At 71.5% G+C, this 20111-nt stretch carries 14 protein-coding genes and 1 pseudogene; 3 read left to right on the top strand and 12 right to left on the bottom strand.

The genetic code is table 11. The features are described from left to right. Positions 1 to 22 precede the first annotated feature (22 nt). On the top strand, positions 23 to 2890 hold the full coding sequence (locus ACH4DZ_RS38160) for a glycoside hydrolase family 3 C-terminal domain-containing protein (protein WP_398293213.1): 2868 nt from the start codon (positions 23 to 25) through the stop codon (positions 2888 to 2890). 88 nt (positions 2891 to 2978) lie between these two features. Here the strand turns inward: ACH4DZ_RS38160 and rpmF are convergent, their stop codons facing one another. The 5 genes and pseudogenes from rpmF to ACH4DZ_RS38135 all read right to left on the bottom strand — a co-directional run bounded on the left by rpmF (position 2979) and on the right by ACH4DZ_RS38135 (position 9087). After that, complete coding sequence (rpmF, locus tag ACH4DZ_RS38155) at positions 2979 to 3149, bottom strand: 50S ribosomal protein L32 (RefSeq protein WP_398293211.1); 171 nt, start codon at positions 3147 to 3149, stop codon at positions 2979 to 2981. A 75-nt stretch (positions 3150 to 3224) separates the two neighbouring features. Beyond that, positions 3225 to 4670, bottom strand: a complete 1446-nt coding sequence (locus ACH4DZ_RS38150) for an aldehyde dehydrogenase family protein (RefSeq protein ID WP_398293209.1) — start codon at positions 4668 to 4670, stop codon at positions 3225 to 3227. Between the two features lie 318 nt (positions 4671 to 4988). Continuing rightward, a complete protein-coding gene (locus tag ACH4DZ_RS38145) occupies positions 4989 to 5300 on the bottom strand; it encodes a PucR family transcriptional regulator (protein WP_398293331.1) in 312 nt (103 codons plus the stop codon). A gap of 1116 nt (positions 5301 to 6416) precedes the next feature. Next, positions 6417 to 6734 (bottom strand): annotated as a pseudogene (locus tag ACH4DZ_RS38140) (PucR family transcriptional regulator ligand-binding domain-containing protein); the annotation flags it as partial. 229 nt (positions 6735 to 6963) lie between these two features. Then, positions 6964 to 9087, bottom strand: coding sequence for an ATP-binding protein (locus ACH4DZ_RS38135; RefSeq protein ID WP_398293329.1), 2124 nt, complete (start codon positions 9085 to 9087; stop codon positions 6964 to 6966). Between the two features lie 302 nt (positions 9088 to 9389). On the opposite strand from ACH4DZ_RS38135, the gene gabT reads away from it, so the two are divergent. Further along, positions 9390 to 10724, top strand: a complete 1335-nt coding sequence (gene gabT / locus ACH4DZ_RS38130) for a 4-aminobutyrate--2-oxoglutarate transaminase (protein ID WP_398293207.1) — start codon at positions 9390 to 9392, stop codon at positions 10722 to 10724. Between the two features lie 527 nt (positions 10725 to 11251). Continuing rightward, positions 11252 to 12043, top strand: a complete 792-nt coding sequence (locus tag ACH4DZ_RS38125) for a phosphatase PAP2 family protein (protein ID WP_398293206.1) — start codon at positions 11252 to 11254, stop codon at positions 12041 to 12043. Here ACH4DZ_RS38125 and ACH4DZ_RS38120 read toward each other — a convergent pair. The 7 genes from ACH4DZ_RS38120 to ACH4DZ_RS38090 form a co-directional block, all read right to left on the bottom strand. Further along, entirely contained in the window at positions 11982 to 13721 is a 1740-nt protein-coding gene (locus tag ACH4DZ_RS38120; RefSeq protein ID WP_398293205.1) for a chitinase, read from the bottom strand. The genes ACH4DZ_RS38125 and ACH4DZ_RS38120 overlap by 62 nt on opposite strands. Before the next feature lie 183 nt (positions 13722 to 13904). Further along, positions 13905 to 14390, bottom strand: coding sequence for a hypothetical protein (locus tag ACH4DZ_RS38115; RefSeq protein ID WP_398293202.1), 486 nt, complete (start codon positions 14388 to 14390; stop codon positions 13905 to 13907). A 113-nt stretch (positions 14391 to 14503) separates the two neighbouring features. After that, the gene (locus tag ACH4DZ_RS38110; protein WP_398293200.1) at positions 14504 to 15931 is read right to left on the bottom strand and encodes an NAD(P)/FAD-dependent oxidoreductase; all 1428 of its coding nucleotides are present in this window, start codon (positions 15929 to 15931) and stop codon (positions 14504 to 14506) included. Continuing rightward, complete coding sequence (locus ACH4DZ_RS38105) at positions 15928 to 16731, bottom strand: ABC transporter permease (RefSeq protein ID WP_398293198.1); 804 nt, start codon at positions 16729 to 16731, stop codon at positions 15928 to 15930. Before ACH4DZ_RS38105 ends, ACH4DZ_RS38110 begins: the two co-directional genes overlap by 4 nt. After that, positions 16732 to 17661 (bottom strand): ABC transporter permease, encoded by a 930-nt coding sequence (locus tag ACH4DZ_RS38100; RefSeq protein WP_398293196.1) that lies wholly within the window; start codon positions 17659 to 17661, stop codon positions 16732 to 16734. Further along, a complete protein-coding gene (locus tag ACH4DZ_RS38095; protein WP_398293194.1) occupies positions 17661 to 18857 on the bottom strand; it encodes an ABC transporter ATP-binding protein in 1197 nt (398 codons plus the stop codon). Before ACH4DZ_RS38095 ends, ACH4DZ_RS38100 begins: the two co-directional genes overlap by 1 nt. Then, entirely contained in the window at positions 18854 to 20098 is a 1245-nt protein-coding gene (locus ACH4DZ_RS38090) for a spermidine/putrescine ABC transporter substrate-binding protein (protein ID WP_398293192.1), read from the bottom strand. The genes ACH4DZ_RS38095 and ACH4DZ_RS38090 overlap by 4 nt, the downstream gene beginning before the upstream one ends. Between the last annotated feature and the right edge of the window lie 13 nt (positions 20099 to 20111).

Below are 20111 nucleotides of genomic sequence, written 5' to 3'. Positions count from 1 at the left end.
TCTTCCGCAAAGGGATCCTCGCGTGACTGCACAAACGCCGCCTTTCCGCGACTCGCAGCTGCCGTTCGCGAAGCGCATCGACGATCTTCTGTCGCGGCTCACTCTCGACGAACGAGTGGCGATGCTGCACCAGTTCGGGCCCGCCGTGGAGCGCCTCGGCATCGCCGCGTTCCGCACCGGCCAGGAGGCACTGCACGGGGTCGCCTGGATGGGACCCGCGACCGTGTTCCCGCAGGCGGTCGGCCTGGGCGCGACCTGGAACGAGGAGTTGGTGCGCCGGGTCGGCGAGGCGGTCTCCACCGAGACCCGCGCGATGCGCTCGCGCGACGACCGCGTCGGCCTCAACGTCTGGGCGCCCACGGTGAATCTGCTGCGCCACCCCCTGTGGGGCCGCAACGAGGAGGGCTACTCGGAGGACCCGAAGCTGACCTCGGCGATCGCCACCGCGTACACCCGCGGTCTGCGCGGCGACCATCCCGCCTACTGGCGCACGGCCCCGGTCCTCAAGCACTGGCTCGCGCACAACAACGAGACGGACCGGGCCACCGCGTCCGGTTCGGTACGCCCCCGTGTGCTGCACGAGTACGATCTGCGGGCCTTCCGCGAGACGGTCGAGGCGGGCGCGGTGGCCGGTGTGATGCCCGCGTACAACCTGGTCAACGGCCGCCCCAACCATGTGTCGCCGTACCTGGCGGAGCAGTTGCGCACCTGGACGGACCAGGACCTGCTGGTCTGCTCGGACGCGGGCGCGCCCTCGAACCTGGTCGACTCCGAGCACTACTTCGACACGCACGAGGAGGCGACGGCCGCGGCGCTGCTCGCCGGCGTCGACAGCTTCACGGACCACGGCACGGACAGCTCGAAGATCGTCGAACGGGTCCAGGGGGCCCTGGACCGGGGCCTGTTGACCGAGGCCGACATCGACACGGCGGTCCGCCGCCAGCTCGCGGTCCGCTTCCGGCTCGGCGAGTTCGACCCTCTGCTGGACCCGTACGCGGACGCCAAGGACTTCGACACGCCCGCGCACCGGGCCCTCGCCCGGGAGGCGGCGGAACAGGCGATCGTCCTGCTCAAGAACGACGGCGGTCTGCTTCCCCTCACCCGGGAGGGCACCCGCATCGCGGTGGTCGGGCTCCTCGCCGACGAGTGCAAGCTCGACTGGTACAGCGGCACCCTCATCCACCGGTCCACACCACTGGAGGGCCTGTACGACCGCTTCGGCGCCGACCGCGTGGACTTCGCCGAGGGCGTGGACCGCGTACGCCTGAAGACCTCCGACGGTACGTATCTGAGCGTGCCGAGGGCGGACGACGCGGGTGAGGAGGTCCGCGGGGCCGGGGGCGCGCTGGACCCGGCCCTCCTTACGGGCCGCACCGATCTGCCGCCGCTCACCACCGACGACGTGGGCACCGAGCTGGCACTGATCGACTGGGGCGAGGGCGTCCTCACCCTCCGCGCTCCGGACGGCCGGTACCTCTCGGTCGCCGAGGACGGTTTCGTGCGCGCCTCGGCGGACCAGCCGGGCGGCTGGGTCGTGCAGGAGACGTTCCGGCTGGAACCCCGGGGCTCCCAGGAGGGCGGGCACGGGGACGGGCACCTCCTCAAGCACGTCGGCACGGGTCGCTACGTCTCTGTGACCGCCGACGGCGTAAAGGTTGCCGACGAGAATCCGACGGCCCTGGAACTGGAGATCACCGGGCGCGGCGAGGACGCGGTGGCGCACGCGGCGGCCTCCGCCGACGTCGTCCTCGTGGTCGCGGGCAACGACCCGCACATCAACGGGCGCGAGACGGAGGACCGCACCACCCTCGCCCTCCCCGCCCACCAGCGACGGCTGCTGGACGCGGCACGGGCCGCGAACCCGCGCACGGCTTTGGTCGTCACATCCTCGTACCCCTACGCGCTCGACCCCACGGGCCTCCCCGCCGTCCTCTGGACGGCCCACGGCGGCCAGGCGGCCGGCACCGCGCTGGCCCGCGTGCTGGCGGGGGACGTCTCCCCGGCGGGCCGGCTGCCCCAGACCTGGTACGCCTCGGACGCGGACCTGCCCGGCCTCCTCGACTACGACGTGATCGGCAGCCGCCAGACGTATCTGTACTTCGAGGGCACCCCGCTCTTCCCGTTCGGCCACGGCCTGTCGTACGCGTCCTTCGCGTACGCGGACCTGGCGGCGCGGGTCGGGGAGGAGTCCGTCCAGGTCACCTTCACGGTCACCAACACCGGGGACACGGCGGCCGACGAGGTGGCCCAGGTCTACGGCCGTCCCGTGTCACCCTCCGTGCCGCGCCCCCGCCGTGAACTGCTGGCCCACCGGCGCGTCCACCTTCCCGCGGGCGCCACCGCGGAACTGTCCTTCGACCTCCCGCTCTCCGCCTTCGCGTGCTGGGACGCCGCACAGGGCGGCCCGCGGCTTGAACCCGGCGGGTACGAACTCCTCGCGGGCGCGTCCGCCGAGGACATCCGCCTGAGCACGACGATCGAACCGGGCGGCACACCTCCGGCCCCGCGCCCGGTCCTCGAACGCGGCCTGCGCCCGGCCGACTTCGACGAGCAGCGGGGCACCGAGATCGTCGACCGTACGAAACTGTCGGGCGACGCGGTGACACCCGCGAACCCGGACCCGAGCGGCAGCCCCACGGCCGAACTGGTCTACCGGGCCTGCGACTTCGGGCCGGGCGCCCGGTCGGTCACGGTCGAGGTGTCGGGCGAGGGAACCCTCGAACTGGCCCTGGACGACGGCCAGGCAGTCGTCCACCTGGACATCGCGCCCACGACGGGCCCGTACGCCTACACCTCCGTCACCACCCCGTTCGGCGTCGCCGGGGTCCACGACCTGCGCGTCGAGCTGCGCGGCCCGCTGCGGCTCGCGCACGTCGGCTTCTCCGGCTGAGGGCCCGGAGAGGGCCGAGGGCACAAGGAAGGGGCCCGGCACCGTAAGGCAGCGGTGCCGGGCCCCTTCGCCCGGGGGTGAGGCGGGGTCACCCCTCGGGCTTGATGAGGCCGCGCTCGTAGGCGCGGATCAGCCGACGGGGCACGGCGTACGCGCGCCCGTCGACGTGGAAGAGGACGAGGACGGGCGTCGCCGCCTTCCACTGCGACCTGCGGTGCCGGGTGTTGGAACGGGACATCTTGCGCTTCGGGACTGCCATGCCCGGCACACTACATGAAAATGATTGTCACTAGCCATAGGGGTCCGCGTTCCCGGCCCCTCGACGCCCGGGCCGTCAGAGAGCGAGCCCCGTGAGGACCAGGACGCGCTCGTAGGTGTAGTCGTCCATGGCGAACCGCACGCCCTCGCGCCCGACACCGGACTCCTTGACCCCGCCGTACGGCATCTGGTCGGCGCGGTAGGAGGGGACGTCGCCGATCACCACCCCGCCCACCTCCAGCGCCCGGTGGGCCCGGAAGGCGGTCTGCAGGTCGTGGGTGAACACCCCTGCCTGGAGCCCGTACTTGGACTCGTTGACGGCGGCGAAGGCGGCGGCCTCTCCGTCCACCTTCTGCACGGTGAGGACGGGCCCGAAGACCTCCTCGCGGGAGATCGTCACCTCCGCCGGTACGCCGGCCAGCACGGTCGGCGCGTACGAGGCGCCGTCGCGCTTGCCGCCGGCGAGCAGTTCGGCACCGGCCGCGACGGCCTCGTCGACCCACGACTCGACACGCTCGGCGGCGTCCTCGCTGACCAGCGGACCGACGTCGGTCGTGTCGTCGGACGGGTCGCCGGTCACCTGGGCGCCGACCGCGGCGACGATCCGGGGCAGCAGCCGGTCGTACACCGACGCGTCCGCGATGACGCGCTGCACGGAGATGCAGGACTGGCCGCCCTGGTAGTTGCTGAAGGTCGCGATGCGGGTGGCGGCCCGGTCGAGGTCTTCGTCGCTCGCCCAGTCGGCCAGCACCACGGCCGCGCCGTTGCCGCCGAGCTCCAGGGTGAGGTGCTTGCGCGGTACGGAGTCCATGATCGCGTAGCCGACCTTGTCGGACCCGGTGAAGGAGATGACGGGCAGCCGTTCGTCCCGCACCAGCGCGGGCATCTTGTCGTTGGCCACGGGCAGCACCGACCAGGAGCCGGCCGGCAGGTCGGTCTCGGCCAGCAGCTCACCGATGACCAGGCCGCTCAGCGGGGTCGCGGGGGCGGGCTTCAGGATGATGGGCGCGCCCGCCGCGATGGCCGGGGCGATCTTGTGGGCGCACAGGTTGAGCGGGAAGTTGAAGGGGGCGATGCCGAGCACGACGCCCTTCGGGAAGCGCCGGGTGAGGGCGAGCCGGCCCTGGCCGCCCGCGTCGGTGTCCAGCCGCTGGGCCTCGCCGCCGTTGAACCGGCGGGCCTCCTCGGCCGCGAACCGGAACACGGACACCGCGCGGCCGACCTCGCCGCGGGCCCACTTGAGCGGCTTGCCGTTCTCGGCGGAGATGAGCCGGGCGATCTCCTCGGTCCGCTCCACGAGCCGCCTGCTCACGTGGTCGAGGGCGGCGGCCCGTACGTGGGCCGGGGTGGCGGCGAACTCGTCGCGCACGGCGTGGGCGGCGGCGACGGCCTCCTCGACCTGCGCGTCACTGGGCACACCGACCCTGCCGACGAGGCGCCCGTCCCAGGGGGAGGTGACATCGAAGGTGGCCTCACCGGTGGCCTGGCGCCCGGCAAGCCAGAAGGCATGGGTGGAAGTCATGAGATCCCCGGCCCTTCCAAGAAGTAGGTCAACTGCTCGACGCCTCCACGGTAGGCCCGCCACCCCCGGGACCCACTTGTCCACGGAGTAGCACTACCCCCTGACATGGCTCCACTTCGTCAGAAAGGTGCAGACCACCCACCTGGGGGCGCGGGGAACGGCGCAATCATTCGCGGTTCAGGGGGCGCGGGGAACGGCGCAACCTTTCGTCTTCAGGGGCGCGGGGAACGGCGCATGCTTTCAGGGGCGCGGGGAACGGCGCAAAATCCCCAGCCCCCACCCACCCGCACCATCCAACCGAGCCCGGCCGAAGCCGACCTACTCCCCCGCAGAAGCAGTCGCAGACGAAGCCGCAGACGAAGCCACAGACCCCGTCACGGCAGCCGTCGCCTTCAGTGCCAACCACAACTCCATCCGCACATCCGGATCATCCAGAGACCGCCCGAGGATCTCCTCGACCCGCCGCATCCGATACCGCAACGTATGCCGATGCACCCCCAGATCCGCCGCCGCCGCATCCCACTGCCCGTGCCGCGACAGCCACGCCCGCAGCGAGGCGACCAGATCCCCCCGCCCGGTCGCGTCGTGCTCGTGCAACGCCCGCAGCAGCCCGTCCGCGAACGCCCGCACCGCGTCGTCCGCCAACAACGGCACCACGGACCCCGTAGCCACCTCTTCGTGCTCGACCAGCACCCGCCCCCGCCGCCGGGCGACGGAAAGCGCCTGCTCGGCCTGCTTGTAGGCGGCCCCGGCGGCGACCGGACCGGCGGGCGCGGACACCCCCACGACCAGCTCGTCCTCGTCGGTCCCCTGCTCGGAACCGCTCCGCGCGATACCGACGGTGTGCGCGTACCGCGTGCAGGCGGTGACCACCGCACCCCCGTCCGCGGCGAGCACCACGAGCCGCCGCTCCCCGTCGGGCACGACCAGCACGGCCTCACCGGACCGGGCGGCAGCGGCTTCCGCGACCTCGACGAACCCGCCCACCAGATCGTCCCCGGCCTCGGCGAGCACGGCCGAGGCCGCCTCGACACCGGCCGCGTCGACCTCGTCGGCGTCGGCACCGCCCCTGGCCCGCGCCCGCCCGGCGGAGGCGGACGCGGCCTCGGCGAGCATCATCCGGTAGGGCGCGTCGAGCAGCCCGCCGTACAGGTCCCCGGCCACCCCGCGGGCGTGATCGGGCTGCCCGGCCAGCAGCATGCGCAGCACGGCGGCACCGATCCGCTGCTCGGCGGCGTACAGCGAACGGGACCGTTCCGTGACGAGGGTCAGCAGGGCGATCGCGGAGTGCACGGCATACCGCTCGGCCGTGCCCAGCGCGGACGCGGTCCCGACGGCGAGCGCGCCACGGGCACGGCGTCCGGTTCCCAGCGTGTGCAGCTCGACCCGGTCCTCGCCGTCCGTGCCGTCCGCGCCGTTGACGGGTTCCCCGCCGACGACGGAGCTGGCCGGCGCGGGCCGGTCGCGCAGCCGCTCCACGTCCTCGGTGATCCGGGCGGCCCTGCGGCCGGCCCAGTCCGGTGCGGTGGCGACAACGGCACCGGAGGCGTCGTACAGCGCGGCCCAGCCGTCGACCTGCGAGGCGAGCGCGGCCAGCAGCCCTTCGGGTCCGTCGCTCAGCGCCTGTCTGGTCAGCTCGCGCTGGGCGGCGAAGCCCGCGGTCACCGCCCGGTACCGGTCGGCGGCGATGGCCGCGGAGACGGCCTTGCTGATGGCGAGGAAGGGGGTGCGCCGAGGGACCTCCAGGAGCGGCAGACCCTCCTCCGCCGCCGCCTCGGCCAGCGCGTCGGGGATCTTCTCGTAGTGCACGCCGACGGCGAAGCCGAGCCCGGCCACCCCGGCGCCGACCAGCCGCTTCACATACCGGCGCATGGCGTCGGCGTCCTCGGCGTCCAGCTTGAGCGCCGTGATGAGGAGAAGCTCCCCGCCCTCCATGTAGGGCACGGGGTCGGTGAGCTCGCTGGCGTGCACCCAGCGCACGGGGGTGTCCAGCCGTTCCCTGCCCGCGCGCACGGTGAGCTTGAGCGCCGAGTGATGGACGAGCGAGGCGAGCGTGGGGGGCATGGGGCCTTCAGGTCTTCACGGGTTCTTCGACGGTCACGGACGAGGTGATGGCGAGGTGTTGATGACGAGGTGTTGATGACGAGGTGATCTTTTGGCCGCCATGTATGAACGGCCTATGCCGATTCTGCCTCACCGTACGGTCGAGCCGTGACCATATGTCCAGACGTCCTGCCGGATGCGCCCGCCCACACCCCCTCAGGAGCCCCACCGCCCCCTCACATCCCGCTGCTCAGGCTCCCGGGTTCCGCAGGTCCACCAGGAGCGGGGGCGCGTGCTCCCCGCGCACGCTGGTGAGCGAGAGCACCGCGTGCCCCGGTGGCACCGCGTGCGCCAGTTCGGACGCCGACCACCGTTCCCGTTCGACCTGGCGCACGGTGACGGCCCGGGCGGTGGGCGCGTTGCCGGTGATCACCCGGCGCAGCATGTGGACCGCCTTCCCGGCCGGCGTCTCCGCGATGATCTGCCGGTCGGTGACGTCCCGCGCCTCGATCCACTCCTTGCCCCAGACCTCGGCGAAGTCCTGCCCGTCCCACGGGGTGAGCCCGGACAGCGCCACCCGGCACCCGATCGAGCCGAGCAGTGGTGACCGCAGCGGGCGGGGCGCGTCGTCGAGCGTGCGCAGGGTCATCACGACGCCGGCGTTGGCGGACCGCAGCCGCTGGATCCCCCGGACGGCCTCGGGGGTGACGACCCCGGTGGCGTCGTCGAGCACGAGGCAGGCGAAGAGGGACCGGTCCTCGCGGACCGCGACACTGGCCGCGAACTGGGCGAGCACGAGCCGCGACAGGATCCGTGCGGCGTCCGCGTGCCCGCGCTGGGGCAGGTCGATCCGTACGCGTACGGGATGGTCGAGCGCGCGCAGCGAGAAGGGCCGTGTCTGTCCCGAGGTGTCGAAGAAGCCGGCGAAGGCGGGCCTGTCCAGCAGCGCCACCCGGTCCGCGAGCACTCCGCCCACATGGCCGGGCTGCCCCAACTGCCGCTCCCGCGCGTCGAGTTCCCGGAGCAGCGACTCCTGGCCGCCCTCGGTGAGCGCCTTGCGGAGCGCGCCGAGCGGGCCGGGCGCGCCGTCGAGGAGCTGCCGCAGTTCGGGCACGGAGGGGAAGCGTCCGTGGACGGCCCGGTACGGCCCGAGCAGCTGGGCGAGCACGGTGGTGGAGCGCCGGCTGTCCCCGCTGGGGTGCGGGTCGGCGAGGTCGCCCACGAGCGCCTCGGCGAGCACGGCCGCGGCCTCGTCCGGGTCGGTGGTGCCGCCGTACAGATCGAGGTCGTACACGGACTCGGGATCGCCCACCCGCACCACGACGTCGTACGCGTCCACCGGGCCGAGGCCCGCCCCCGCGGCCCCGACGACGACCACGGCCGCCCGCCCGGCGAGCGCGTGCAGGCACAGCGACTCGACGAGCGGCCGGACGACACCGCCGGTCTTGCCGGATCCGGCGGGCCCGACGGCGAGCAGCGAGGTCCCCAGCAGCTCGGGCCCGAGCGCCGTCCCGGTGCCTCGATAGGCGTACGGATTACGCGGATCGTCGGCGGTCGTGCCGAGGCGCACCTGCCCCGTGACGAGGTCGTGGCGCGCGAGCCGGCCCGGCAGATCCCGGTCGCCGGAGGGGTGCAGACAGGCGGCGGCGCCTTCCCGCAGCACGGCGCCGGTGAAGGTGGCGAGGCTGTGCCGTCCGCTGCGTACGCCCTGCCAGGCGCGGGTGATGCGGGCGTGGTCGACGTCGCGCATGAGGCCGGCCCGCGCGTCGGAGCCGAGCCGGTCGGCGGCGTCGGCGGCTCCGGCGGCGCGCAGGGCGTTCCACTGCGCGGGGTCCTCCTCGGGTGTGGGCGGCCGGTCGTCGACGGGCGCGGCCCGGCGCCAGGCGGGGGGTCCGTACCGGCGCCAGACCTCGCTCCACCGGCCGAGCCGGCCGACACCGATCATGATTCCGAGCGCCACGGCCACGTAGTAGGCGTAGACGACCACGACGGATCCGAAGCTGTGCGGCTGGGCCCAGGAGTCCGGGATCATCGCGTACAGCGGCAGCAGCCACCAGCCGCCGAGGTAGCCGTTCCACAGCAGCGACCAGATGAGGTATCCGACGAGGAACGCGATGAACGCGCCGCTGAGCAGCTGCCGGGCCGGAATCCGCTCCGGCTCCACCTCCGGCCGGGGCACGTGCCCGAACCGCCACACGCCCGGTGCGGCCTCGGGCCGGGGCGTGCGCAGCCAGGTGAGGAAGGCGGATCCGTCCGGCCGCGGTGGTCCGCCGGGTGCCTGCGTGGGACGCGGCGGCACCCGGGGCGGTCCGGCCGGCCGCGGCACACGATCGGCGTGTGTGCCCCGTGCGTCGTGCGTGCCGTCGCTGTCCATCGCCTCTGCCACCCCTGACCAGCCGCTCCGTACGTGGTTGCGAGTCAATCTAACGCCCTCCCAAAGGGAGTTCACCGCTTACCGGGCCGCTTACCCGGCCCGGTGCACGGCGATACGGACGCCGGGCCTCTTCCACGCTCCCCGGCCGCCTCCTGTCCAAGACGGACAAGCGGCCCCTCGGACACCGCCCGGATGGAGCATGCCCACCCCCCGTTCCGGGCCCTAGCCTGCGAAGAAGGAAGCCGGACATTCGAGAGAATCCGTTCGCAGACAGCCGTTCGCACGACCCCAGGGAGCCCCTCATGAGCGCAGTTCCGCAGGAGCGCCGCATCGTCACCGCCATTCCCGGCCCGAAGTCGCAGGAGCTGCAGGCCCGCCGCACCGCCGCGGTCGCGGCCGGTGTGGGCTCCGTGCTGCCCGTCTTCACCGCGCGCGCCGGTGGCGGCATCCTTGAGGACGTCGACGGGAACCGGCTCATCGACTTCGGTTCCGGTATCGCCGTGACGTCCGTCGGCGCCTCCGCCGAGGCCGTCGTACGCCGGGCCGCCGCCCAGCTCCAGGACTTCACCCACACCTGTTTCATGGTCACGCCGTACGAGGGGTACGTGGCCGTCGCCGAGGCGCTCGCCGAGCTGACGCCCGGGGACCACGCCAAGAAGAGCGCCCTGTTCAACAGCGGCGCCGAGGCCGTCGAGAACGCCGTCAAGATCGCGCGTGCCTACACGAAGCGGCAGGCGGTCGTCGTCTTCGACCACGGCTATCACGGCCGCACCAACCTCACGATGGCGCTGACCGCGAAGAACATGCCGTACAAGCACGGCTTCGGGCCGTTCGCGCCCGAGGTCTACCGCGTCCCGGTGGCGTACGGCTACCGCTGGCCGACGGGTCCGGAGAACGCGGGCGCGGAGGCCGCCGCGCAGGCCATCGACGAGATCACCAAGCAGGTCGGTCCGGACAACGTGGCCGCGATCATCATCGAGCCGGTGCTCGGTGAGGGCGGCTTCATCGAGCCCGCCAAGGGCTTCCTGCCGGCCCTCAGCAGGTTCGCGACCGACAACGGCATCGTCTTCGTCGCCGACGAGATCCAGTCCGGGTTCTGCCGTACCGGCCAGTGGTTCGCGTGCGAGGACGAGGGGATCGTCCCGGACCTGATCACCACCGCCAAGGGCATCGCGGGCGGTCTGCCGCTGGCCGCCGTGACGGGCCGCGCCGAGATCATGGACGCCGCGCACGCGGGCGGCCTGGGCGGCACCTACGGAGGCAACCCGGTGGCCTGTGCCGGCGCGCTCGGCTCGATCGAGACGATGAAGGAGCTGGACCTCAACGCCAGGGCGAAGGACATCGAGGCCGTCATGAAGGCCCGCCTGGGCGCGATGGCCGAGAAGTTCGACATCATCGGCGACGTCCGCGGCCGGGGCGCGATGATCGCGATCGAGCTGGTCAAGGACCGTACGACGAAGGAGCCGAACGCGGAGGCGACCGCCGCGCTCGCCAAGGCCTGCCACCAGGAGGGCCTGCTGGTCCTGACCTGTGGCACCTACGGGAACGTCCTGCGCTTCCTGCCGCCGCTGGTCATCGGCGAGGACCTGCTGACCGAGGGGCTGGACATCATCGAGCAGGCTTTTGCCCGCATCTGAGCGGCGTCCGTCTCATCGGTTCCGCTGCCGGGGTCCCGGACCTGCCGCAGGAGCGGGGCGTGTGAAGAAGGTGTGCGAGGTGCATGGCGGGAACGGAATCCTCCTGTCGGACGCCCGCCCGCTGTCGTAGGTTCTACGCAGATGAGAGATGCACCCCGCCCACAGGGGACTGTGGGCGACATCAGGACGGGGCCTCCCCAGCTTCGCCCTGGCCGTGCCTTCGCGCACACAACCGGAGCCTTGTGCTCCGGGTCTCCTCACCGATCGGACAGTCGCTCGCCCCAAACCCCCCGGGGCGCGCGGCAACCGATCAGAACCACCGAAGGGCTTGCACCTACCCCCCCTGGTGCAAGCCTTTCGGCGCGTCCGGGGCCTGTTCCGCGGACCCGGGCCCGGCCGCCTGGCCCGCGCCACGGGACGGCGTCCGCCGGGGGATGTGAATCGACCGCCGGTCCGTCGTGGTCGGCCGCGCAGTTCCCCGCGCCCCTTGCGGGGCCCCGCCGGGTGCTGCTGGCACGCTGTACCGCATGATCAGCGCCCCCGAAAGCGGCAGCCGAGGCGAAGGTCCACCGGATGCGGGGGCCCGCACCCGGACCCTCGCCCCGCGCGTCCCCCTCTCCCTCCTCTTCCCCCTCTTTCTCTTCATCCTCTTCGGTCTGCTCACCTGGCAGGTCTCCGTCGACGGGCCGGTGCGCCGCGCCGACGAACGGCTCGCGCGGACGGTCGAGGGGAGCCGCCTGCCGACGGGTGCCGCCGAGTTCCTCGCGGATCTCGGCAACATCGCGGTCGCCGTCCCGGTCCTGGCCGCGGTCGCCGCGTACGTCGCGTGGCGGGCGCTGCGGGCGGCCCTGCCCCGCTGGTGGCTGCCCCCGCTCGCGGCGCTGCTCACCATGGCGGCCGTACCGCTCCTGGTCGTGCCGCTGAAGGAGGCCGTCGGCCGCACCGGCCCGCCCGGGATGGCGGGCGACGGCTACTACCCCTCGGGCCACACCGCCACGGCCGCCGTCGCCTACGGAGCCGCCGTCCTCCTGCTGCTCCCCTGGCTCCACAACCGCTACCTCCGCCGCGAGCTCACCATCGCCTGTCTGGTCCTGGTGGCAGCCGTGGGCTTCGGCCTGGTCCGCCGCGGCTACCACTGGCCGCTGGACGTGGCGGGGAGCTGGTGTCTGAGCGCCCTGCTGCTGCTGGGACTCGCGACGTTCCTGACCAGCGGCAGCACGACCGCTCAGCCGCTCGGCCGCTCGGCTGATCAGCCGCTCAGCCGAAATAGTCGTCGAAGTTCTTCGAGAACTCCCAGCCGCCGAAGCGGTCCCAGTTGATCGACCACGTCATCAGGCCGCGCAGGGCGGGCCAGGTGCCGTGGGTCGCGTACGAGCCGCAGCCGGTCCTCTTCGTCAGGCAGTCCAGGGCCTTGTCGACCTCGCTCGGCGACACGTGGCCGTTGCCCGCGTTGGTCGTGGCCGGCATGCCGATGGCGATCTGGTCGGGGCGCAGCGGCGGGAAGACGTTGGCCGCGTCGCCCGCCACCGGGAAGCCGGTGAGGAGCATGTCGGTCATGGCGATGTGGAAGTCGGCCCCGCCCATGGAGTGGTACTGGTTGTCGAGGCCCATGATCGGGCCGGAGTTGTAGTCCTGGACGTGCAGGAGCGTCAGGTCGTCGCGCAGGGCGTGGATGACCGGGAGGTAGGCGCCGGCGCGCGGGTCCTGGCCGCCCCACTTGCCCGTTCCGTAGTACTGGTAGCCGAGTTGGACGAAGAACGTCTCGGGCGCCATCGTGAGGACGAAGTCGTCGCCGTACTTGGCCTTGAGGGTCTTCACCGCCGAGACGAGGTTCACGATCACCGGCGTCCTCGGGTTCTTGAAGTCGGTGTCGTCGGCGTTCAGGGAGAGCGAGTGGCCCTCGAAGTCGATGTCCAGTCCGTCGAGCCCGTACGTGTCGATGATCTTCGAGACGGAGGAGACGAACGTGTCGCGGGCCGCCGCGGTGGTCAGCTGCACCTGGCCGTTCTGGCCGCCGATCGAGATGAGGACCTTCTTGCCCGCGGCCTGCTTCGCCTTGATCGCCGCCTTGAACTCGGCGTCGGACTCGACCCCCGGGCACTCGGCCGCCGGGCAGCGGTCGAAGCGGATGTCGCCCGAGGTCACGGAGGTCGGTTCGCCGAAGGCCAGGTCGATGACGTCCCAGCTGTCCGGGACGTCGGCCATCCTCGTGTAGCCGGAGCCGTTGGCGAAGCTCGCGTGGAGGTAGCCGACCAGGGCGTGGGCGGGCAGGTCCACGGGGTCGCCGCCGCCCGGGCCCCCCGCGGTGGTCGTCGTGACGGCCGGGGACTTCGCGGACTCTCCGGCGGCGTTCACGGCGGTGACCTGGAAGGAGTACGCCGTCGAGGGGGCGAGGCCGTTGACGGTGGTCGACGTCCCGCTCGCCGTCTGGATCTTCGTCCCGTCGCGGTGGACCGCGTAGCCCGTCGCACCCTGCACCGCGGGCCAGGACAGGCCGACGGCGGTGGAGGTGACCGTGCCGACCGTGGGGGTGGCGGGTGCGGCCGGTGGCTGGGCCGCGTCGCCGCCGGGGCCGACCAGGGAGATGTCGTCGGCGTGGTAGGCGCCGGTGCCGTACCAGCCGTGCGTGTAGATCGTGACCCGGGTGGTGGAGGGGCCGGTGCGGAAGGTCGTGGCGAGCCGCTGCCAGTCCGGCGCGGACTGCGTCCAGGCGGAGACGTCGGTGGTGCCGGTGCCGCTCGCGCCGAGGTATACGTAGGAGCCGCGGACGTGTCCGGCGAGCGTGTACTGGGAGTCGGGCCGGACCGTCACGGTCTGCGCGCACCGCGCGTTGTCGCTGCCTGCCGGGGTCGCCTGCAGCGCCGAGGCGCCGCTGCGGACGGGTGAGCCGACGACCGAGCCCGCCGTGCAGGACCAGCCGTCGAGGCCGGCTTCGAACCCGCCGTTGCGGGCCAGGTCCGCGTCGGCCGCACGGGCGGCCGACGAGAGTGCGGTCATACCGGGTACGGCCAGGACGGCGGCCGCACAGACGGCGAGGACGGATCTGTGAACAGGTCTGTGGACAGGTCCGACGCGATCCACGAGTGCCTCCTGGCGTGGGGGATGGGAGGGTGGGGCGCGCCCAACTTGGTCCAGACCAATTCCGTTGTCAAGGCCTCCGGCAGCTATCCGTCATCGCGGTCACCCCGCGCCGGACCCGTCACGGCCCCCAGCCCCTCCGCGATCCCCGGTCGCCAGCCCCGCCGCCGCCTCGTGCATCGCCAGTTCCAGCAGCGCCGGGTCGGTGAGTGTGCCGGAGCCGTCCGGGGGGATCAGCCAGCGGACGCCGCCGGTCGAGCGCCCGGGATACGGGACGACGATCCACGTACCGCGTCCCGCCGTGCGCACCCCCGTGCCCAGCCAGCGCGCGGCCGTCCCCGGCGGGACGAAGAAACCCATGCGCGCGTCACCGAAGTCGACGAGTACGGGACCGGGTTGGTCGAGCACGCGGGACAGCACGTCGAGTGTCGGATAGCCGAGCTGCCCCGGCAGGATGAGCACGTCCCAGACCTTGCCCGCCGGCAGCAGCGCGACCCCCATCGGGTTGCGCTCCCACTCCCAGCGGCAGGCCTCGGGATCCGGTGCCACGGATGCCAGCCACTCGACCGCCGTCTTGGCCCCTGTCATGGCGGAACCTCCCTCTCGTGTGTCGGCGCTGGTCGCGCCACAGGGGAGAGGGAGGTCCGGGCCGGGCATTACGCGGCTTTCGGCGACTTGTTGGTGAAAGTCACCCGTCAGGGTCAGCTGTCGAAGCCGAGGCCCACCCGGTCCATCGTCCGCAGCCACAGATTGCGCCGGCCGCCGTGCGCGTCCGCGCGGGCGAGGGACCACTTGGTGAGGGCGATGCCCGTCCACGCGAACGGCTCCGGCGGGAAGGGCAGCGGCTTCCTGCGGACCATCTCCAGCGCCGTACGTTCCGTGCGCACCCCCGTCAGCAGGTCGAGCATCACGTCCGCCCCGAACCGGGTCGCGCCGACACCGAGGCCCGTATAGCCGGCCGCGTAGGCGACCCGGCCGCCGTGCGCGGTGCCGAAGAAGGCCGAGAACCGGGAGCACGTGTCGATCGCGCCGCCCCAGGCGTGGGTGAAACGGACGCCCTCCAGCTGCGGGAAGCAGGTGAAGAAGTGCCCGGCGAGCTTCGCGTACGTGTCCGGCCGGTCGTCGTACTCGGCGCGCACCCGGCCGCCGTACGGGTACACCGCGTCGTAGCCGCCCCACAGGATCCGGTTGTCGGCGGACAGCCGGAAGTAGTGGAACTGGTTGGCCGAGTCCCCGAGCCCCTGCCGGTTCTTCCAGCCGATGGAGTCGAGCTGCTCGGCGGTCAGCGGCTCGGTCATCAGCGCGTAGTCGTAGACCGGCACGGTGTACGGGCGCACGCGCTTGACCAGGTTCGGGAAGATGTTCGTACCGAGGGCGACCCGGCGGGCGCGCACACTCCCGTACGGCGTGCGTACGGCCATTCCCGCGCCGTACGCCTTCAGGGTGAGCGCGGGCGTGTTCTCGTAGACGCGCACCCCCAGCCCGACGCAGGCGCGCTTGAGTCCCCAGGCGAGCTTGGCGGGGTGCAGCATGGCGACGCCCCTGCGGTCGTGCAGGCCGCCGAGGAAGGTCGGTGAGTTCACCTGCTCGCGTACGGCGTCGGTGTCCAGGTACTCGACACCGTCGGCGAGGCCCCGCTCCTTCAGCTCCTCGTGCCAGTCCCGCAGTTCGGCGGCCTGGTACGGCTCGGTGGCGACGTCGATCTCGCCGGTGCGCTCGAAGTCGCAGTCGAGGGAGTAGCGGGCGACGGTCGCCTCGATGCCGTCGAGGTTGCGGGCGCCCAGCTCCTCCAGCCGGTGGATCTCGTCGGGCCAGCGGGTCAGGCCGTTGGACAGGCCGTGGGTGAGGGAGGCGGCGCAGAAACCGCCGTTGCGGCCCGAGGCGGCCCAGCCCACCTCGCGGCCCTCCAGCAGGACCACCTCGCACCCGGGGTCGCGTTCCTTGGCGAGGAGCGCGGTCCACAGTCCGCTGTAGCCACCGCCCACGACGAGCAGGTCGCAGGTCTCGGCGGTGGTGAGCGCGGGCTCGGGGCGGGGCTTGCCCGGGTCGTCCAGCCAGTACGAGAGCGGCTGGGCGTCGGAAAGGGATGCCGTCCAGTTCTTGTCGGCCCGATTTCTCTTATGGCTCATGATGCCTTTTGCCGGTTGCGGCGGTTTCCGATGACCATTCCGGCCAGCACGAACAGTACGGCGATGAGGAACATGGCCGTACCGATGACGTTGATCTGAACGGGTGTTCCGCGCTGTGCGGAACCCCAGACGAACATCGGGAACGTGACGGTGGAGCCGGCGTTGAAATTGGTGATGATGAAATCGTCGAAGGAGAGCGCGAAGGCGAGCAGCGCTCCCGCGGCGATACCGGGCGCGGCGATGGGCAGCGTGACGCGCAGGAAGGTCTGCAGGGGACCCGCGTACAGATCCTGCGCGGCCTGTTCCAGGCGCGGGTCCATCGACATCACGCGCGCCTTGACGGCGGTGACGACGAAGCTCAGGCAGAACATGATGTGGGCGATCAGGATCGTCCAGAAGCCCAGCTGGGCGCCCAGGTTGAGGAAGAGCGTGAGCAGCGAGGCGGCCATGACGACCTCGGGCATGGCCATCGGCAGGAAGATCAGCGAGTTCACGGCGCCGCGTGCGCGGAAGCGGTAGCGGACCAGCGCGAAGGCGATCATCGTGCCGAGGACGGTGGCGCCCAGCGTCGCCCAGGCGGCGATCTGCAGACTCAGCGAGAGCGAGCCGCACAGGCCGGCGACCCCGCAGGGATCGGTCCAGGCGTCCGTGGAGAACTGCTGCCATTCGTAGTTGAAGCGCCCCTTCGGATTGTTGAAGGAGAAGACGGTGACGACGATGTTGGGCAGCAGCAGATATCCGAGGGTGAGCAGACCCGCGATGACGACGAGACGGCGTTTGAACCAGCGCAAGAGGCCCATCTAAACCAGATCCTCCGTCCCGGACTTACGGATGTAGAGCGTGACGACGGCCAGGATTCCCGCCATGAGAAGGAACGAGAGAGCGGCGGCCGTCGGATAGTCGAGAATGCGCAGGAACTGCGTCTGGATGACGTTTCCGACCATGCGGGTGTCGGTGGAACCGAGCAGGTCGGCGTTCACGTAGTCGCCGCTCGCCGGGATGAACGTGAGCAGCGTCCCGGAGACGACCCCGGGCATCGACAGCGGGAAGGTCACCTTGCGGAAGGTCGTGAAGGGCCGCGCGTACAGGTCGCCGGCCGCCTCGTGCAGCCGCCCGTCGATGCGTTCGAGGGAGGTGTAGAGCGGCAGGATCATGAACGGCAGGAAGTTGTACGTGAGACCGCAGACCACCGCGAGCGGGGTGGCCAGCACCCGGTCCCCCGCGGTGACGCCGAGCCAGCTGGTGACGTCCAGGACGTGCAGCGTGTTGAGGGCGCCGACGACCGGCCCGCTGTCCGCGAGGATCGTCTTCCAGGCGAGCGTACGGATCAGGAAGCTGGTGAAGAAGGGCGCGATGACCAGGATCAGGATCAGGTTGCGCCAGCGGCCCGCACGGAACGCGATGAGGTACGCGAGCGGGTAGCCGAGCAGCAGACACAGGATCGTGGCGGTGCCGGCGTAGGCGATGGAGCGCAGGAACTGCGGCCAGTAGTCGGCCACCGCGTCCCAGTAGGTCGCGAAGTGCCAGGTGACCTTGTAGCCGTCCTCCAGGGAGCCCGTCTGCACGGACGTGGAGGCCTGGTAGACCATCGGCAGCGCGAAGAAGACGACCAGCCAGAGGAGGCCGGGGAGCAGCAGCCAGTACGGGGTGAGACGGCCCCTCCTCCGAGGGGGGCGCTCCTTCGGGGCGGGGGTGGGCGCCAGGGGCGGCGCGTCGGTGACGGTCGTCATCAGGCCGCCTCTTCCTCGACCGTTTCGATGCCCGCGTCGATGTCTTGGGCGGCGTCCAGGCCGAAGGTGTGCGCCGGGTTCCAGTGCAGGACCACCTCGGCGCCGGGTACGAGCCGGGGGTCGCGGTCGATGTTCTGGGCGTAGACCTCGAACTCCGGGCAGACCGGGCTGTCGATGACGTACTGCGTGGAGACGCCGATGAAACTGGAGTCGGCGATGGTGCCGGTGATGCGGTTGCGGCCCACCGGGATCTCGCCCGCCTCGTCGGCGTGCGTGAGGGAGATCTTCTCGGGGCGGACCCCGACCAGGACCTTGCCGCCGGCCGTTGTGGGCGCCGAACATCGGGCCTCGGGCAGGACGAGCTTGCCGCCGCCCGCCTTCAGGACGATCTCGTCGCCGCTCCTGGTGTCGACCTCGGCCTCGATGAGGTTGGAGGTGCCGAGGAAGTTGGCGACGAACGTGGTGTTCGGGTTCTCGTAGAGGTCGGCGGGCGAACCGAGCTGCTCGACGCGGCCCGCGTTCATCACGGCGACCGTGTCGGCCATCGTCATGGCCTCCTCCTGGTCGTGCGTGACGTGGACGAAGGTGATGCCGACCTCGGTCTGGATGCGCTTGAGCTCCAGTTGCATCTGGCGGCGCAGTTTGAGGTCGAGGGCGCCGAGGGGCTCGTCCAGGAGGAGCACCTTGGGGGTGTTGATCAACGCGCGGGCGACGGCGACGCGCTGCTGCTGGCCGCCGGAGAGCTGGTGCGGCTTCTTGCGCGCCTGCTCACCGAGCTGCACGAGGTCGAGCATCTCGCCGACCTGCTTCTTCACCGACTTGATGCCGCGCCGGCGCAGACCGAAGGCGACGTTCTCGAAGATGTCGAGGTGCGGGAAGAGGGCGTACGACTGGAAGACGGTGTTCACCGGGCGCCGGTACGGGGGCAGGTTCGTCACGTCCTGCTCGCCGAGGAAGACCGTTCCGGAGGAGGGTTCCTCCAGGCCGGCGATCATGCGCAGCGTGGTGGTCTTGCCGCAGCCCGACGCTCCCAGGAGGGCGAAGAACGACCCCTGGGGCACGGTCAGGTCGAGCGGCCGGACGGCGGTGAAGGAGCCGTAGGTCTTGCTGATGCCCGAGAGGCGGACGTCACCGCCGGTCTCCGTACCGCTCGTCGTGCTGTTCTTCGCACTGTTGTTGGTGGTCACGGTGATCACGCCCCCGTCAGCTTTGCGAACTTCTCTTCGTACGCCGTCTCTTCCTTCGCGCTCAGCGAGCGGAAGGCGTGCGACGAGGCCGCCATGGCGGCGTCGGGAATGATCAGCGGGTTGTCGGCCGCCGACTTGTCGATCTTCGCCAGTTCGGCCTTCACGCCGTCGACGGGACAGACGTAGTTGATGTACGCGGCCAGCTCGGCGGCCGGACCGGGCTCGTAGTAGTAGTCGATGAGCCGCTCGGCGTTGGACTTGTGCCGCGCCTTGTTGGGGACCAGCAGGTTGTCCGAGGAGATCATGTAGCCGCTGTCCGGGATGACGAAGTCGATGTCCGGGCTGTCCGCCTTGAGCTGGACGACGTCACCGGCCCAGGCGACACAGGCGGCGAGGTCGCCCTTGGTGAGGTCGGACGTGTAGTCGTTGCCGGTGAAGCGGCGGATCTGGCCCTTGTCGACGGCCTTCTGCAACCGGGCGATCGCCGCGTCGAAGTCGTCGTCGGTGAACTTCGCCGGGTCCTTGCCGAGATCGAGCAGCGTCATACCGATGCTGTCGCGCATCTCGGACAGGAAGGCGACGCGTCCCTTGAGCTTCGGGTTGTCGAGCATGTCGGAGATCGAGGTGACCTCCACCCCGTCCAGCGCCTTCTTGTTGTAGGCGATGACGGTGGGAATACCGGTCCAGGGATACGAGTAGGCGCGTCCCGGGTCCCAGTCGGGGGTGCGGAACTGCTGGGAGAGGTTGGCGTAGGCGTGCGGCAGGTTGGACGCGTCCAGTTTCTGCACCCAGCCGAAGCGGATCAGCCGCGCGGCCAGCCAGTCGGTGACGCAGATGAGGTCGCGCCCGGTGTCCTGGCCCGCCGCGAGCTGCGGCTTGAGCTTGCCGAAGAACTCGACGTTGTCGTTGATGTCCTCGGTGTACTTGACCTTGATGCCGGTGCGTTCGGCGAACGCGTCGAGCGTCGGGTGCCGCTTCTCGCTGTCGTCGACGTCCATGTACTCGGTCCAGTTGGAGAAGTTGATCTGCTTCTCCTTGGCCGAGTGGTCCTCGGACGAGACGCCCGCGGTGTTCTTCGCCGCCGGGATCCCGCAGGCGCTCAGGGTCCCCAGTCCGCCGAGGGCGAGTGCGCCGCCCGTCGAGGCGCGCAGCAGCGAACGGCGGCTGAGCGAGGCCCTGCCGTTGCGGAGGCTGCGCCGCACGGCGGCCAGTCGGGCCGGGGACAGTTGGTCGGGCTCGTACTGCTCCATGCTCGTGGTGCCC

Origin of the sequence: Streptomyces sp. NPDC017991 (assembly GCF_044328075.1) — a bacterium.
Classification (GTDB): Bacteria; Actinomycetota; Actinomycetes; order Streptomycetales; family Streptomycetaceae; genus Streptomyces.
Note: the sequence above shows the minus strand (reverse complement) of the source record. Positions and strands in the feature narration are given on the sequence as shown.

What these genes read in the sequence shown, in the direction of transcription:
- rpmF (WP_398293211.1), bottom strand. Translation starts at nt 3,149, where the DNA reads ATGGCAGTCCCGAAGCGCAAGATGTCCCGTTCCAACACCCGGCACCGC.
- ACH4DZ_RS38150 (WP_398293209.1), bottom strand. Translation starts at nt 4,670, where the DNA reads ATGACTTCCACCCATGCCTTCTGGCTTGCCGGGCGCCAGGCCACCGGT.
- ACH4DZ_RS38135 (WP_398293329.1), bottom strand. Translation starts at nt 9,087, where the DNA reads ATGGACAGCGACGGCACGCACGACGCACGGGGCACACACGCCGATCGT.
- gabT (WP_398293207.1), top strand. Translation starts at nt 9,390, where the DNA reads ATGAGCGCAGTTCCGCAGGAGCGCCGCATCGTCACCGCCATTCCCGGC.
- ACH4DZ_RS38125 (WP_398293206.1), top strand. Translation starts at nt 11,252, where the DNA reads ATGATCAGCGCCCCCGAAAGCGGCAGCCGAGGCGAAGGTCCACCGGAT.
- ACH4DZ_RS38120 (WP_398293205.1), bottom strand. Translation starts at nt 13,721, where the DNA reads ATGACCGCACTCTCGTCGGCCGCCCGTGCGGCCGACGCGGACCTGGCC.
- ACH4DZ_RS38115 (WP_398293202.1), bottom strand. Translation starts at nt 14,390, where the DNA reads ATGACAGGGGCCAAGACGGCGGTCGAGTGGCTGGCATCCGTGGCACCG.
- ACH4DZ_RS38110 (WP_398293200.1), bottom strand. Translation starts at nt 15,931, where the DNA reads ATGAGCCATAAGAGAAATCGGGCCGACAAGAACTGGACGGCATCCCTT.
- ACH4DZ_RS38105 (WP_398293198.1), bottom strand. Translation starts at nt 16,731, where the DNA reads ATGGGCCTCTTGCGCTGGTTCAAACGCCGTCTCGTCGTCATCGCGGGT.
- ACH4DZ_RS38100 (WP_398293196.1), bottom strand. Translation starts at nt 17,661, where the DNA reads ATGACGACCGTCACCGACGCGCCGCCCCTGGCGCCCACCCCCGCCCCG.
- ACH4DZ_RS38090 (WP_398293192.1), bottom strand. Translation starts at nt 20,098, where the DNA reads ATGGAGCAGTACGAGCCCGACCAACTGTCCCCGGCCCGACTGGCCGCC.